The sequence below is a fragment of the Pseudomonas bohemica genome (genome assembly GCF_002934685.1).
GTDB lineage: Bacteria > Pseudomonadota > Gammaproteobacteria > Pseudomonadales > Pseudomonadaceae > Aquipseudomonas > Aquipseudomonas bohemica.
Genome location: NZ_NKHL01000071.1, coordinates 1 through 15,027 on the forward strand (window position 1 = coordinate 1; position 15,027 = coordinate 15,027).

Annotated in this window: 12 protein-coding genes; 10 read left to right on the forward strand and 2 right to left on the reverse strand. The window is 61.7% G+C overall.

The features are described 5' to 3' along the window. Nucleotides 1-96 precede the first annotated feature (96 nt). Nucleotides 97-876 carry an acetoin reductase gene (locus CE491_RS02385; RefSeq protein ID WP_110946776.1) on the reverse strand — a complete coding sequence of 260 codons (780 nt, stop codon included), beginning with the start codon at nucleotides 874-876 and terminating at the stop codon, nucleotides 97-99. A gap of 296 nt (nucleotides 877-1,172) precedes the next feature. Between CE491_RS02385 and CE491_RS02390 the strand changes: the two genes are divergently transcribed. After that, nucleotides 1,173-1,910 (forward strand): anti-sigma factor, encoded by a 738-nt coding sequence (locus CE491_RS02390; RefSeq protein ID WP_110946777.1) that lies wholly within the window; start codon nucleotides 1,173-1,175, stop codon nucleotides 1,908-1,910. On the opposite strand, the gene CE491_RS31125 is transcribed toward CE491_RS02390, so the two are convergent. Next, a complete protein-coding gene (locus CE491_RS31125) occupies nucleotides 1,827-2,225 on the reverse strand; it encodes an NrsF family protein (protein ID WP_407681316.1) in 399 nt (132 codons plus the stop codon). The genes CE491_RS02390 and CE491_RS31125 overlap by 84 nt on opposite strands. A 303-nt stretch (nucleotides 2,226-2,528) precedes the next feature. Here CE491_RS31125 and hutU point away from each other — a divergent pair, with 303 nt between their 5' ends. The 9 genes from hutU (at nucleotide 2,529) to hutI (ending at nucleotide 15,015) form a co-directional block, all read left to right on the forward strand. Continuing rightward, nucleotides 2,529-4,223 (forward strand): urocanate hydratase, encoded by a 1,695-nt coding sequence (gene hutU, locus CE491_RS02400; protein ID WP_110946796.1) that lies wholly within the window; start codon nucleotides 2,529-2,531, stop codon nucleotides 4,221-4,223. 172 nt (nucleotides 4,224-4,395) lie between these two features. Then, nucleotides 4,396-5,877 carry a purine-cytosine permease family protein gene (locus CE491_RS02405; protein ID WP_110946778.1) on the forward strand — a complete coding sequence of 494 codons (1,482 nt, stop codon included), beginning with the start codon at nucleotides 4,396-4,398 and terminating at the stop codon, nucleotides 5,875-5,877. Between the two features lie 130 nt (nucleotides 5,878-6,007). Further along, the gene (locus CE491_RS02410; RefSeq protein WP_110946779.1) at nucleotides 6,008-6,973 is read left to right on the forward strand and encodes an ABC transporter substrate-binding protein; all 966 of its coding nucleotides are present in this window, start codon (nucleotides 6,008-6,010) and stop codon (nucleotides 6,971-6,973) included. Between the two features lie 162 nt (nucleotides 6,974-7,135). Further along, on the forward strand, nucleotides 7,136-7,987 hold the full coding sequence (locus CE491_RS02415; protein ID WP_110946780.1) for an ABC transporter permease: 852 nt from the start codon (nucleotides 7,136-7,138) through the stop codon (nucleotides 7,985-7,987). Then, the gene (locus CE491_RS02420) at nucleotides 7,984-8,814 is read left to right on the forward strand and encodes a quaternary amine ABC transporter ATP-binding protein (protein ID WP_110946781.1); all 831 of its coding nucleotides are present in this window, start codon (nucleotides 7,984-7,986) and stop codon (nucleotides 8,812-8,814) included. The genes CE491_RS02415 and CE491_RS02420 overlap by 4 nt, the downstream gene beginning before the upstream one ends. Nucleotides 8,815-8,828: 14 nt before the next feature. Further along, nucleotides 8,829-10,463, forward strand: a complete 1,635-nt coding sequence (hutH, locus tag CE491_RS02425; protein WP_110946782.1) for a histidine ammonia-lyase — start codon at nucleotides 8,829-8,831, stop codon at nucleotides 10,461-10,463. Continuing rightward, on the forward strand, nucleotides 10,463-12,010 hold the full coding sequence (gene hutH, locus CE491_RS02430) for a histidine ammonia-lyase (protein WP_110946797.1): 1,548 nt from the start codon (nucleotides 10,463-10,465) through the stop codon (nucleotides 12,008-12,010). Before hutH (CE491_RS02425) ends, hutH (CE491_RS02430) begins: the two co-directional genes overlap by 1 nt. 198 nt (nucleotides 12,011-12,208) lie before the next feature. Beyond that, complete coding sequence (locus CE491_RS02435) at nucleotides 12,209-13,618, forward strand: amino acid permease (protein ID WP_110946783.1); 1,410 nt, start codon at nucleotides 12,209-12,211, stop codon at nucleotides 13,616-13,618. A 191-nt stretch (nucleotides 13,619-13,809) separates the two neighbouring features. Further along, nucleotides 13,810-15,015 (forward strand): imidazolonepropionase, encoded by a 1,206-nt coding sequence (hutI, locus tag CE491_RS02440; RefSeq protein WP_110946784.1) that lies wholly within the window; start codon nucleotides 13,810-13,812, stop codon nucleotides 15,013-15,015. Nucleotides 15,016-15,027: the final 12 nt, after the last annotated feature.

Consider the following 15,027-nt stretch of genomic DNA (forward strand, 5'->3'; position numbering starts at 1 on the left):
AAACGTAGTCGCAACGCGGCTTGCTGGCGGTGACGTCCTGGGGACTGCCACCGCCAGCAAGCCGTGCTGCTACAGACGATCAGCGTTCGCCCCTCATTAGCGATACACCAACCCCCCGTCGATCATCGGCGATTGTCCGGTCATGTAATCGGCATCCGGCCCGGCCAGGTACGACACGAACCCGGCGACGTCCTCAGGGGTTTGCGCGCGGCCCAGCGCGATGCCGTCGACGTATTGTTTGTAGGTCGCGCCCAGCTCGGCACCGGTGAACTCGGCCATGCGCTTGTCGATTTCCACCCACATGTCAGTGCCGACGACGCCAGGGCAGTACGAGTTGACCGTGATGCCGAAGCTGGCCAGCTCTTTGGCCGCGGCCTGGGTCAATCCGCGAACCGCGAACTTGGTGGCACTGTAGACCCCCAGCAGCGCAAAGCCTTCGTGCCCGGCAATCGAGCAGGCATTGATGATCTTGCCGGGTTTGTTGCGTCCCTTGAGCTTTTTACCCGCCGCCTGAATACCCCAGATCACGCCCTGAACGTTGATGTTCATCACCCGCTCGACCTCTTGTGGCGTCACTTCCAGCAGCGGTGCGATCTGCGCGATACCGGCATTGTTGACGATGATGTCGAAACCACCCAGTTGCGCCTCTGTGTGATCGACGGCGGCGGTGACCTGATCGAGCTTCGAGACATCGGCCACGAAAGTCGTCGAGCGACGGCCCAGCGCCACGATTTCGGCGGCCACCTGCTCGATCTTCTGCGCATTGATGTCAACCAGTGCGATATCCGCGCCGTCCCTCGCCAGGCGCAGGGCAATAGCCCGGCCGATTCCCTGACCCGCTCCGGTGACCAACACAACTTTTCCAGCAAGACTCATGGCAGTGTCCTCAACAATGGGATTGAGCCTTGGGTATCGCCCGACCACCTCGGTATGTCGAGCGTTTGACGCGCGGCTGTGCGCCCTGAGACGGAGCGTCTCGCCAGTCGCCACTGTTTTTTTGACGAGTTGCAGCTATCGATAGAAAAAAGCCGCACCCGTGCGTCGTAACAGTGTGTTTCGAGAATGCAGCGCCGGTTATTCTCATCGATACATCGCACGCGCATCTGGTGCGCCGTTGGGCACGGTGATCGCCCGGATCAAGCGCGGCAGCGTTGCGCGGCGGGAGTCCTTAGATGAACGAAAAGCAAGACAAGATCCCTGACCTCGACGTCCAGACCCTGGCCGGCGAGTACGTGCTGGGCACCCTGACGGCGGATCAGCGGGCCGAGGTGCAGGAGCGGCTGGCCCATGACCCCGCACTGCGCAAGGCCATCGATGGATGGAAGTCACGTTTGCTGACGCTGACGGCGCTGTCCGAACCGCCAACATCTTCATCGCGTCTGTGGAACCGTATCGAGCGCAACCTCAGCGGGCTGTCGTTCGTCCAAAGCAAGGGCAACATCAAGCGCACCCAACGCCGTACCCAGTGGTGGGACAACGCAGGCCTGTGGCGAGCATTGGCCGCCGTCGGGCTGGCAGCGTCGGTGATTCTGAGTACACAGTTGTTGGGCCAGGTGCCGACCCCGCCTCCACCCGCCTATCTCGCCGTGCTGACGACGCCCGAGCGAAACACCCCCGGCTGGGTGATTCAGGCGAGCAACATGCGCGGGATTCAGTTGGTGCCCGTAGGCAAGATCGAAGTGCCGCTGGGCAAGGTGCTGCAGTTCTGGACCCAGGCCGACGACTGGCAAGGGCCGATTTCGCTGGGGCTGGTGGGGCCGGGCGAGACGCTGAAAGTCCCGACTGACCGCCTGCCACCTCTGCAGCCCAATCAGTTGTTCGAGCTGTCACTCGAGAAAGCCGGGGGCTCGCCGCTCAACAAGCCCAGCGGGCCGATTCAGTTTGTCGGGCGGGCGGTGAAGGCGGGTTGATAGGTTGCGATTCAGATTGACGACCGCCGCAACGCCCTGGGGCCAATCAGCGCTCCGATTCCGGTCAAGAGCAACAACCCCAGCAAATACCCAGACGCCACAGAACGCAATCTCCACTTCCGGGCAATGAAGGCAGTAGGCGGTGGTCGCCAGCGAACCCGTGCGCAGCGTGATCAATAGTTCGGTCCATCGGCCGCCCTGGTTACAGCCGCGTTGAAATCTCTGCGCAGAGTAGCTGGCGCAGTAGAGGCCGAACGGTCGCAGCAAACGATTCAGCTTTCTGTTACCGATTGCACTGTGGTGGGGCGTGCGCACCCAAAAGTAACAACTACACCCTCAATGTAACGCTCCTGCATACAACATCGACGATGTGCGAACGCCTCTCCAGGCCCTAACGGCCGGGGTTCTCGGCTTTTTAAATTTTAACTTCTGCAAGTTGGCCCTTCGGTTGCATATGCTTGTATGTACAAGTAAATATGAGTATGCAAGAGTACCGTTGGTGCACCGCTTCGATTCACAGCCAGTGTGCGCCTGATCTGCCAGATTCATATTCCGCCTGTTCGACACAGGCACCGTCAGCCCAGTGCCTGGGCCGGATTGATCATCGAGGATTGTTACGTGACTACTGACAACAAAACCCCAGCCCAGCAATGGACCAAACGCCGTGACGTGGAAATCCGCGCTTCTCGTGGCACGCAACTGACCGCCAAGAGTTGGCTGACCGAAGCGCCGCTGCGGATGTTGATGAACAACCTGGACCCGGAAGTCGCCGAAAATCCCAATGAGCTGGTGGTCTACGGCGGTATCGGTCGCGCGGCGCGTAACTGGGAGTGCTACGACAAGATCGTCGAGAGCCTGACCAACCTGAACGAAGATGAGACCCTGCTGGTGCAATCCGGCAAGCCGGTGGGCGTGTTCAAGACCCACAGCAACGCCCCGCGTGTGCTGATCGCCAACTCCAACCTGGTGCCGCACTGGGCCAGTTGGGAACACTTCAACGAACTGGACGCCAAGGGCCTGGCCATGTACGGCCAGATGACCGCCGGCAGCTGGATCTACATCGGCAGCCAGGGCATCGTCCAGGGGACTTACGAAACCTTCGTCGAAGCCGGTCGCCAACACTATGACGGCAACCTGAAAGGCCGCTGGGTACTGACCGCAGGCCTGGGCGGGATGGGCGGCGCGCAACCTCTGGCTGCAACCCTGGCCGGCGCTTGCTCGCTGAACATCGAGTGCCAGCAGAGCCGCATCGATTTCCGCCTGAAAACCCGTTACGTCGACGAGCAGGCCACCGATCTGGACGACGCTCTGGCGCGCATCGCCAAGTACACCGCCGAAGGCAAGGCGATTTCCATTGCGCTGTGTGGCAACGCCGCTGAAATTCTCCCGGAAATGGTCCGCCGTGGCGTGCGCCCGGACATGGTCACCGACCAGACCAGCGCCCACGACCCGCTCAACGGCTACCTGCCAAAAGGCTGGACCTGGGAGCAGTACCGCGACCGCGCCGTCACCGAACCGGCCGCTGTGGTCAAGGCCGCCAAGCAGTCGATGGCTGAGCACGTCGAAGCCATGCTGGCGTTCCAGAAGCAAGGCATTCCGACCTTCGACTACGGCAACAACATCCGTCAGATGGCCAAGGAAGAAGGCGTGAGCAACGCGTTCGACTTCCCCGGCTTCGTACCGGCCTACATCCGCCCGCTGTTCTGCCGTGGCATCGGCCCGTTCCGTTGGGCAGCGCTGTCGGGCAACCCGGAAGACATCTACAAGACCGACGCCAAGGTCAAGGAACTGATTCCGGACGACGCGCACCTGCACAACTGGCTGGACATGGCTCGCGAGCGCATCAGCTTCCAGGGTCTGCCGGCGCGTATTTGCTGGGTCGGTCTGGGTCAGCGCGCCAAGCTGGGTCTGGCGTTCAACGAAATGGTCCGTCGTGGCGAGCTGTCGGCGCCGGTGGTGATCGGTCGTGACCACCTGGATTCCGGCTCGGTCGCAAGTCCCAACCGCGAAACCGAATCGATGCAGGACGGCTCCGACGCTGTGTCCGATTGGCCACTGCTCAACGCCCTGCTCAACACTGCCAGCGGCGCGACCTGGGTTTCGTTGCACCACGGCGGCGGCGTTGGCATGGGCTTCTCGCAGCACTCGGGCATGGTGATCGTCTGTGACGGTACCGACGAAGCCGCCGAGCGCATTGCCCGCGTCCTGCACAACGACCCGGCGACCGGCGTCATGCGCCACGCCGACGCCGGTTACCAGATCGCCATCGACTGCGCCAAAGAGCAGGGTCTGAACCTGCCGATGATCGACTGATGCGCAAAACACTGTAGGAGCGACCGGGTGGCGATCCACCTTGCCCGCGATGACGTCGGTACGCCTGACGTCTTCGGTGAATGACACACCGCAATCGCGGGCAAGCGCGCTCCTACAAGCGTTCGGCAGCACAAGTACGCATACCAACACTCGCTTTAGGGGAATGTTTGAGATGGCTGTTCCAGATGATCGTGTTGCAAGTTCGTCCGTGATCGAAAGGCGTTCGATCGATTACATCCCTGACGCGGAAAGACATGGCCGTCTGTTCAGTCAATTCACCCTGTGGCTGGGTGCCAACCTGCAGATCACCGCGATCGTCACCGGGGCGCTGGCCGTGGTGCTGGGCGGCGATGTGTTCTGGTCGCTGATCGGCCTGTTCGTCGGGCAACTGCTGGGCGGTGGTGTCATGGCGCTGCACGCCGCGCAAGGACCGAAACTCGGTCTGCCGCAGATGATCTCCAGCCGGGTGCAATTCGGTGTCTATGGGGCCGTGATCCCGCTGGTGCTGGTGTGCCTGATGTACATCGGTTTTTCTGCCAGCGGTTCATTGCTCGCAGGCCAGGCCGTCGCGCAACTGATTCAGGTGCCGGACTGGCAAGGCATCGTGCTGTTCGCCGCCGCCATCGTCGTCCTGACCATCTTCGGCTACCGGGTCATCCACATGATCGGCCGGGTCGCCAGCATCATCGGCGTGATCGCCTTCATCTACCTGTTCGGCGCGTTGCTGGCAGGTAACGATGTCGGCGCGCTGCTGGGCAACAAGCACTTTTCGCTGAGCAGTTTCCTGCTGGCGATCTCTCTGTCCGCCTCGTGGCAGATTGCGTTCGGCCCGTATGTCGCGGATTACTCGCGCTACCTGCCGCGCAGCACTTCGGCGAGCAAGACGTTCTGGGCCGTGGGCCTGGGTTCGGTGATCGGCGCGCAGGCGTCGATGGTGTTCGGTGTGTTCGCGGCAGCATTGGCGGGCAAGAACTTCGCCCACCATGAGGTCTCTTACATCGTCGGTCTGGGCGGCACGGGTGCCGTCGCGGCGGCGCTGTATTTCAGCATTGCGTTCGGCAAAGTGACCATCACCACGCTCAATGCGTACGGCAGCTTCATGTCGATCGCCACCATCGTCAGCGGCTTTCGTGGCAATCGGCACATCTCCAGCGCCCTGCGCCTGACCTACATCTTCGCCATGGTCGGCGTTGCTACCGCGCTGGCCCTGTTGGGCAAGGACTCGTTCCTCAAGGATTTCTCGGCGTTCATCCTGTTCCTGCTGGCGTTCTTCACGCCGTGGAGCGCGATCAATCTGGTGGATTTCTACTGCATCACCAAAGAGCGCTATGACATTCCAGCCCTGTCCAACCCGGACGGTCGTTACGGCCGCTGGAACTGGATCGGGATAAGTATCTACGTCATTGGGGTGCTGATTCAGATGCCGTTCATCTCCACCCATTTCTATACCGGCCCGTTGGTCGCGAGCCTCGATGATACGGATATCTCGTGGATCATCGGTCTGGTGGTGCCTGCCGCGCTGTATTACGTGGCGGCCAAAAAATGGCCCGGCAACATTGCTGATCGCATGATCCTGCCGACCGAGCACCAGACGACTCAATCAAGCCAGCCGGCAAGCCACAACGCGATTCCCAAAAACACGGCGGTGAACTGACTGTCCGCCATGCACATCTGTTAGAGCTGGAGTGAAGCGGGACGGGGCCACCAAGCGCCTCGCCCAGAGGCTGGATGCCGCCTGATTTCGTTATTGCCGCAGTCCAATTCAAGAACAGGAGCGTCCCACAGTGATTAAAAAGAAGACCCTGCTATCCACATTGCTGACCGCAGGCGTGCTCGCCAGCGGCGCGACTCAGGCAGCGGGGTGGTGTGAGTCCGGCAAGCCGGTGAAATTCGCCGGTCTAAACTGGGAAAGCGCGATGCTGCTGACCGACGTGCTGCAAGTCGTGCTGAACAAGGGTTATGGCTGTGAAGTGGACAGTCTGCCCGGTAACTCCATCACCATGGAAAACGCCTTGGGCACCAACGATATTCAAGTCTTCGCCGAGGAATGGGTAGGCCGCAGTGAAGTGTGGAACAAGGCTGAAGCCGCCGGCAAAGTCGTCGGTGTCGGCGCGCCGGTCAAAGGCGCCGTGGAAGGCTGGTACGTGCCGCGCTACGTCATTGAAGGCGATGCGAAGCGCAAGTTGGAAGCCAAGGCCCCGGACCTGAAATCGATTGCCGATCTGGGCAAATACGCCGCCGTGTTCAAGGATGCCGAAGAGCCTGAAAAAGGCCGTTTCTACAACTGCCCGGCGGGCTGGACCTGCGAGCTGGAAAACAGCGAGATGCTGAAAAGCTACGGCCTGGAAGACAAATTCACCAACTTCCGTCCAGGCACTGGCCCTGCGCTGGATGCGGCGATTCTGTCGAGCTACAAGCGTGGCGAGCCGATCCTGGCGTATTACTGGTCACCGACGCCGCTGATGGGCCAGGTGGACATGGTGCGCCTGGAAGAGAAAGCCGGCGTGAACAAGACCATCGAGATCAAGGTTGGCCTGTCCAAGACCTTCCACGAGCAGGCACCTGAGCTGGTGGCTGTGATGGAAAAGGTCAACATCCCGATCGACCTGCTGAACCAGAACCTGGCGCGCATGACCAAGGACCGCATCGAATCGCCAAAACTGGCGAGGATCTTCCTCAAGGAACATCCTGAGGTCTGGCATCAGTGGGTCAGCGAAGACGCTGCCGGGAAGGTAGAGGCTTCGTTGTAAGGCTGAGAGCTTACGACCTGTAGGAACGCGCTTGCCCGCGAGACGTCGGCACACCAGACATCATGGTTGACTGACGCAACGCAATCGCGGGCAAGCGCGCTCCTACAGGAAGCGCTGCACCCGACAACGGGCCCGCACCACCTGATAGATCGAGACAAGCATATGTTCCCCGAAAGCTTCACGTTCTCCATCGCCGACTGGGTCAATGACTGGGTCGACAAACTGGTCACCAACTACGGCGACGTGTTCCGGCATATCTCCGACACGCTGCTGTGGGCCATCGTCAAACTCGAAGGCCTGCTTCGCATCGCGCCGTGGTGGGTATTGCTGGCCATCGTCGGCATCATCGCCTGGCACGCCACCCGCAAGATCACCACCACGGCGGTCATCATCGGCCTGCTGTTCCTGGTCGGAGCTGTCGGGCTGTGGGACAAGCTGATGCAGACCCTGGCGCTGATGCTGGTCGCCACCGTCATATCGGTGATCATCGGCGTGCCGCTGGGCATTCTGTCGGCGCGCAGCAATCGCCTGCGCTCGGTGCTGATGCCGCTACTCGACATCATGCAGACCATGCCCAGCTTCGTGTACCTCATTCCCGTGCTGATGCTTTTCGGCCTGGGCAAGGTTCCGGCGATTTTCGCTACGGTGATCTACGCCGCGCCGCCGCTGATTCGTCTGACTGACCTGGGTATTCGTCAGGTCGACGGCGAAGTCATGGAAGCGATCAACGCGTTCGGCGCCAACCGCTGGCAGCAGTTATTCGGCGTGCAGCTACCGCTGGCCCTGCCGAGCATCATGGCGGGTATCAACCAGACCACCATGATGGCGCTGTCGATGGTAGTGATCGCCTCGATGATCGGCGCCCGTGGCCTGGGCGAAGACGTGCTGGTGGGGATTCAGACCCTCAACGTCGGTCGCGGCCTGGAGGCGGGTCTGGCGATTGTCATCCTGGCGGTGGTGATCGACCGCATTACGCAGGCCTATGGCCGCCCACGGCATGAGGTGAGCAAATGATGAGCACCGAGCACAACAAGATCGTCGTGAAGAATGTGTACAAGATTTTCGGCAGCCGCGCCAAGGATGCGCTGGCGATGGTCCAGCAGAATCAGAGCAAGGATCAGGTGCTGGCCCAGACCGGCTGTGTGGTCGGGGTGAACGACCTGTCGCTGTCCATCGGCAGCGGCGAGATTTTCGTGATCATGGGCCTGTCGGGTTCCGGCAAATCGACACTGGTGCGCCACTTCAATCGTCTGATCGACCCTACCAGCGGCGAGATTCTGGTGGATGGCGAGAACATCCTGACCTACGACATGCAAGCGCTGCGCAACTTCCGCCGGCACAAGATCAGCATGGTGTTCCAGAGCTTCGGCCTGCTGCCGCACAAGACGGTGATCGACAACGTCGCCTACGGCCTGACCATTCGTGGCGAGAGCAAGGCGCAATGCGCCGAGCGCGCGCAACACTGGATTACCACGGTGGGCCTGAAGGGTTATGAGAAGAAGTACCCGCATCAGTTATCCGGCGGCATGCGTCAGCGTGTAGGTTTGGCCCGCGCATTGGCGGCCGACACCGACATCATCCTGACGGACGAAGCCTTCAGCGCCCTCGACCCGCTGATCCGCGCCGAAATGCAGGATCAGTTGCTGGAACTGCAATCGAGCCTCAAGAAGACCATCGTCTTCATCACCCACGACCTCGATGAAGCCGTGCGCATTGGCAACCGCATTGCCATTCTCAAGGATGGCCGGTTGATCCAGGTCGGTACTCCGAAAGAAATCCTCTACTCGCCCGCCGACGAATACGTTGATCGTTTCGTCCAGCGGCGGGTGGCGACCATTTAAGGCAGGTGGTAGTCATGTCGCGAGCAGATCAGATCATCATCGGCGAGTCACAGGTTACCTGGCAGGACATCACTGCCGTAGCCCGTCACGGGGCAACCCTGTCGCTGTCGGACAGCGCCTGGGCGCGCATCGACAATGCGCAGGCCATCGTGCAGAGCATCGTCACCAGCGGCGAACGCGCCTATGGCGTGAACACCGGCCTGGGCGCGCTGTGCAATGTTTCGCTGCAGGGCGAGCAACTGAGCCGCCTGTCGCGCAACACCCTGCTCAGCCACGCCTGCGGTGTCGGCCCGGCGCTGCCGGACGAGCAGACCCGCGCGATCATCTGCGCCGCGATCATCAACTACAGCCAGGGCAAATCCGGGATTCACCGTCAGGTGGTGCAGGCGCTGCTGGCGCTGCTCAACCGCCGCATCACACCACAAGTGCCCTCGCAGGGTTCGGTGGGTTATCTGACGCACATGGCGCACATCGGCGTGGCGCTGCTGGGCGTCGGCCAGGTCAGCTATCGCGGGCAGGTGGTGTCGGCGTTGCAGGCGCTGAGCGAGGAAGGTCTGTCGCCGGTCGAACTGGGCGCCAAAGACGGGCTGTGTCTGGTCAACGGTACGCCGTGCATGACCGGCCTGAGCTGTCTGGCCATCGCCGACGTCAACCGTCTGATGCAATGGGCGGACGTGATCAGCGCCATGACCTTCGAAGGCCTGCGCGGCCAACTGGACGCGTTCGATGAAACCATCATCGCGCTCAAACCGCACCCCGGTATGCAGCAAGTCGGCAAGAATCTGCGCGGCTTGCTGGCGGGCAGTGAAGTGCTCGCCAACAGTCAGGGCATTCGCACTCAGGACGCCTTGAGTATCCGTTCCATTCCGCAGGTCCACGGAGCCACTCGCGACCAACTGGCTCATGCAACGCGGCAGATCGAAACCGAGCTCAACTCGGCCACCGACAACCCGTTGCTGCTGGGAACCCCCGACGCCTATCGCGTGGTGTCCCAAGCCAACCCGCACGGTCAGTCCGTGGCGATGGCGGCAGATCTGTTGGCGATCGCCATGGCCGAACTGGGTTCGATTGCCGAGCGACGCCTGGATCGGCTGATCAACCCGACGGTCAGTGGCTTGCCGGCGTTTCTGGTCAGCCAGCCGGGGGTCAACTCCGGGATGATGATCGTGCAGTACGTCGCAGCTTCTCTGTGCGCGGAAAACCGCCAACTGGCGCAACCGGCGGTCATCGACAACTACGTGACGTCGGGTCTGCAGGAGGATCATCTGAGCATGGGCACCAGCGCTGCCTTGAAGCTGCACAAGGTGCTGGAAAACGTCACGCAGATCCTCGCCATCGAGTACCTGCTGGCTGCTCAGGCGTTCGAATTCTTCAAGGGCCCGCGCTTTGGCATCGGCACCGAGGCCGCGTGGCGCCTGTTGCGCGAGCGCGTCCCGGCCTATGACGAAGATCGCTGGCTGGCCCCGGACATCGCCAGCAGCGTGACCCTGCTCAAGAACGAAGAGTCACTGGAAACCGTATTTCAGGTCTGTCGCGATTACGCGTCGGCCAACATCAGCAACAGTCGCAGCTCAAGCGCCACAAACGCCGGACAGGCAGGAGCCAGTTCAGAGCCGACCGAAATCAACGAAGGAGTAGCAGCATCGTGATCGACACCCAAAAGGCAACCCCGCTGAACCTGATCCCCGGCCAGCTGACCCTGGCGCAACTGCGCGCGATCTATCAGCAACCCGTGACCTTGACGCTGGATGCCAGCGCCGATCAGCAGATCGACAACAGCGTGGCCTGCGTCGAGCAGATCCTGGCCGAGAACCGCACGGCCTACGGCATCAACACCGGTTTCGGCCTGCTGGCGTCGACCCGCATCGCCAGCGCCGACCTGGAAAACCTGCAGCGCTCGCTGGTGTTGTCCCACGCAGCGGGCGTCGGCCAGCCGCTCAGCGATGCTCTGGTGCGCCTGATCATGGTGCTCAAGGTCAACAGCCTGAGCCGCGGTTTCTCAGGCATCCGTCGTCAGGTCATCGATGCGCTGACCACCCTGATCAACGCCGAAGTCTATCCACACATCCCGCTCAAGGGCTCGGTGGGCGCATCCGGTGACCTCGCGCCACTGGCGCACATGTCGCTGGTGCTGCTGGGCGAAGGCAAGGCGCGTTACAAAGGCCAATGGCTGAATGCCGTTGAAGCGTTGGCGGTCGCCGGTCTCACGCCGCTGACCCTCGCTGCGAAGGAAGGTCTGGCGCTGCTCAACGGCACTCAGGTGTCAACCGCTTATGCGCTGCGCGGCCTGTTCGAAGCCGAGGACCTGTTCGCCGGCGCCCTGAGCTGCGGCGCGCTGACGGTTGAAGCTGTGCTGGGTTCGCGTGCGCCATTCGATCCGCGCATTCATGCCGCACGCGGCCAACGCGGACAGATCGATTCGGCTGCGGCCTACCGCGATCTGCTGGGCGACGGCAGCCAGGTATCCGAATCCCATCGCGACTGCGACAAGGTGCAGGACCCCTACTCTCTGCGTTGCCAACCGCAAGTCATGGGCGCCTGCCTGACCCAGCTGCGTCAGGCCGCCGAAGTGCTGGCGATCGAATCCAACGCAGTGTCCGACAACCCGCTGGTGTTCGCGGCCGAAGGCGAAGTGATTTCCGGCGGCAACTTCCACGCCGAGCCGGTGGCCATGGCTGCCGACAACATTGCCCTGGCCATCGCTGAAATCGGCTCGCTGAGCGAACGTCGCATCTCGCTGATGATGGACAAGCACATGTCGCAGCTGCCGCCGTTTCTGGTGGCCAATGGCGGGGTGAACTCCGGTTTCATGATCGCCCAGGTGACTGCCGCGGCATTGGCCAGCGAAAACAAGGCGCTGGCCCATCCGCACAGCGTCGACAGCCTGCCGACCTCCGCCAACCAGGAGGACCATGTGTCGATGGCACCGGCGGCTGGCAAGCGGTTGTGGGAAATGGCGGAAAACACTCGTGGCGTGCTGGCTGTAGAATGGCTGGCTGCGTGTCAGGGTCTGGACCTGCGCAATGGTCTGAAGACCTCGAAAAAACTGGAAATTGCGCGCACTACCCTGCGCGGCAAGGTCCCGTTCTACGAAAAAGACCGCTTCTTCGCCCCTGACATCGAGGCCGCCACCGAGCTGCTGGCATCCAACTGCCTGAGCGAACTGGTGTCTGCTGACCTGCTGCCGAGCTTCTGATGGGGCAGGCCAGGAGGGCCTGTCATTGGAATGACCGGGTATACGCAACTGCATATGCAGGAGGGCGCTTGCCCGCGAAAGCGGTGTGTCATGCAATGGATTGGTGAATGACCCACTGCAATTCGCGGGCAAGCGCGCTCCTACAGACCGGCGGCGCCCCCTCATTTCACAGCAAAAGAAAGACTAGGAAAGCGTGAGATGAAACCGCAAAACGCAACACATTTGAAACGCGGGCTCAGCGCCCGTCACATTCGCTTCATGGCGCTGGGTTCGGCGATTGGCACTGGGCTGTTCTACGGCTCGGCGTCGGCGATAAAACTGGCAGGGCCCGCAGTGCTGCTGGTCTACCTGATCGCGGGCGCTGCGGTGTACATGGTCATGCGCGCCCTGGGCGAGATGGCCGTGCGCAATCCGGTGGCCGGGTCTTTCAGTGAATACGCCAGCACGTATCTGGGCCCAATGGCCGGTTTCGTGCTCGGCTGGACCTACGCATTCGAGATGATCATCGTCTGCCTGGCCGACGTCACGGCGTTCGGGATTTACATGGGTTTCTGGTTCCCCGACGTACCCCGCTGGATCTGGGTGCTCGGCATCGTATTCGTGATTGGCGCGCTCAATCTGTGCAGCGTCAAAGTATTTGGTGAGACCGAATTCTGGCTGTCGCTGCTTAAGGTCGGCGCAATCATCGCGATGATCCTCGCAGGCTTCGGCATCCTGCTGTTCGGCATCGGCTCGACCTCAGGCGAGAGTGTCAGCCACGTCAGCAATCTATGGACGCAGGGCGGCTTCATGCCCAACGGCGTCGGCGGTATGGTCGCTGCATTGGCCGTGGTGATGTTCGCGTTTGGCGGCATCGAAATCATTGGTGTGGCCGCCGGTGAAGCGCGCAATCCGGAGCGCGTGATCCCCCGGGCGATCAACGCCGTGCCGCTGCGTATTCTGCTGTTTTACGTGCTGACGCTGTTCGTGCTGATGTCGCTGTATCCGTGGCAGGACATCGGCAATCAGGGCAGTCCGTTCGTCCAGATTTTCGACAAGCTGGGGATTTCCTCGGCAGCGATCATCCTCAACATTGTGGTGATATCGGCGGCCGTCTCGGCGATCAACAGCGACATTTTCGGCGCTGGCCGCATGATGTATGGCCTGGCGAAACAGGGGCAGGCGCCCAAAGCGTTCGCGCAGTTGTCAGCCAACGGCGTGCCGTGGATGACCGTGCTGGTGATGGGCGTTGCCCTGCTGTCTGGTGTGGTTCTGAACTACCTGATTCCGGAAAACGTGTTCCTGTTGATCGCCTCCATCGCCACCTTCGCCACGGTCTGGGTCTGGCTGATGATTCTGGTTACACAGATCGCCATGCGCCGCTCCATGAGCGCTGAAGACATCGCGCAACTCAAATTCCCGGTGCCGTTCTGGCCGGTCGCGCCCGTTGCCGCGACAGCGTTCATGGTGTTCGTGTTTGCGGTGCTGGGGTACTTCCCGGATACGCGGCCGGCGCTGGTGGTCGGCGCGGTATGGATCGCGCTGCTGGTGATTGCGTATCGGGTTTGGGTAACGCCAAGGCAGGATTTGCAGCTATCCACTCAGGCTCGGGACAAGCCGCAGATCTGAGGTTCAGCACATGACCTGTGGGAGTGAGCTTGCTCACGAATACCGAGTTCCCGCCATTGAAAACTGTGGCGGATGTAGTGACTCCTTCTTGAACAAGCTGACTCCCGCAGGTCTAGCGTTGGCTGCGAGATCGCGCCGCGCCAGGACAATGTGGGCCCCACAGGATTTAATTTTGCACTCTGGAGGTACTGATGAAAACGCTCTGGCATAACTGTCATGCAGCAAGCATGGCAAACGGCACCTACTCGACCATCGAGGACGCCGCCATCGTGACCGAAGGAGCGCACATCGCCTGGATGGGCCCGCTTGGCGAGCTGCCGGATCAGGGCGAGCTGAACCGGGTTGACCTGAACGGCGCCTGGGTCACGCCGGGCCTGATCGACTGCCACACCCACACAGTGTTCGGCGGCAATCGCAGCGGCGAATTCGAGCAGCGTCTGCAAGGCGTCAGCTATGCCGAGATCGCAGCGGCTGGTGGCGGTATCGCCAGCACCGTGCGGGCCACACGCGCAGCCAGTGAAGATCAGTTGTACGCCAGCGCCGAGCGCCGTCTGCAGCATTTGCTCAAGGATGGCGTGACCACGGTCGAGATCAAATCCGGCTACGGGCTGGATCTGGCCAGCGAGCGCAAGATTCTGCGGGTGATTCGCCAACTCGGCGAAACGCTGCCGGTCACCGTGCGCAGCACCTGCCTTGCCGCCCACGCCTTGCCGCCGGAATACAAGGACCGCGCCGATGACTATATCGCCCATATCTGTAGCGAAATGCTGCCTGCGTTGGCGGCGGAAAATCTGGTGGACGCGGTCGATGCATTCTGCGAATACCTGGCGTTTTCCCCGGCGCAGGTCGAACAAGTGTTCATCACCGCAGGTCAGCTGGGGCTGCCGGTGAAGCTGCACGCCGAACAACTGTCGTCACTGCATGGTTCGAGCTTGGCAGCGCGTTATCAGGCGCTGTCCGCCGACCACCTGGAATTCATGACCGAAGAAGACGCCATCGCCATGGCCGCTTCCGGCACCGTCGCGGTGCTGCTGCCGGGCGCGTTCTACTTCCTGCGCGAAACCCAGCTGCCGCCGATGGAGGCCCTGCGCAAACACGGGGTGAAAATCGCTATCGCCACCGACCTCAACCCTGGCACCTCGCCGGGCCTGTCGTTGCGCTTGATGCTGAACATGGCCTGCACATTGTTCCGCATGACGCCCGAAGAAGCCCTGGCCGGCGCCACCCTGCATGCTGCGCAGGCGCTGGGAATGGCAGATACCCATGGCTCGCTGGAGGTCGGCAAGGTCGCCGATTTCGTCGCGTGGGACATCGAACGGCCCGCAGACCTGGCCTACTGGCTGGGTGGAGATCTGGATAAACGCGTCGTGCGTCACGGCGTCGAGAGTCGTTTCTAATCAGGAGAACAC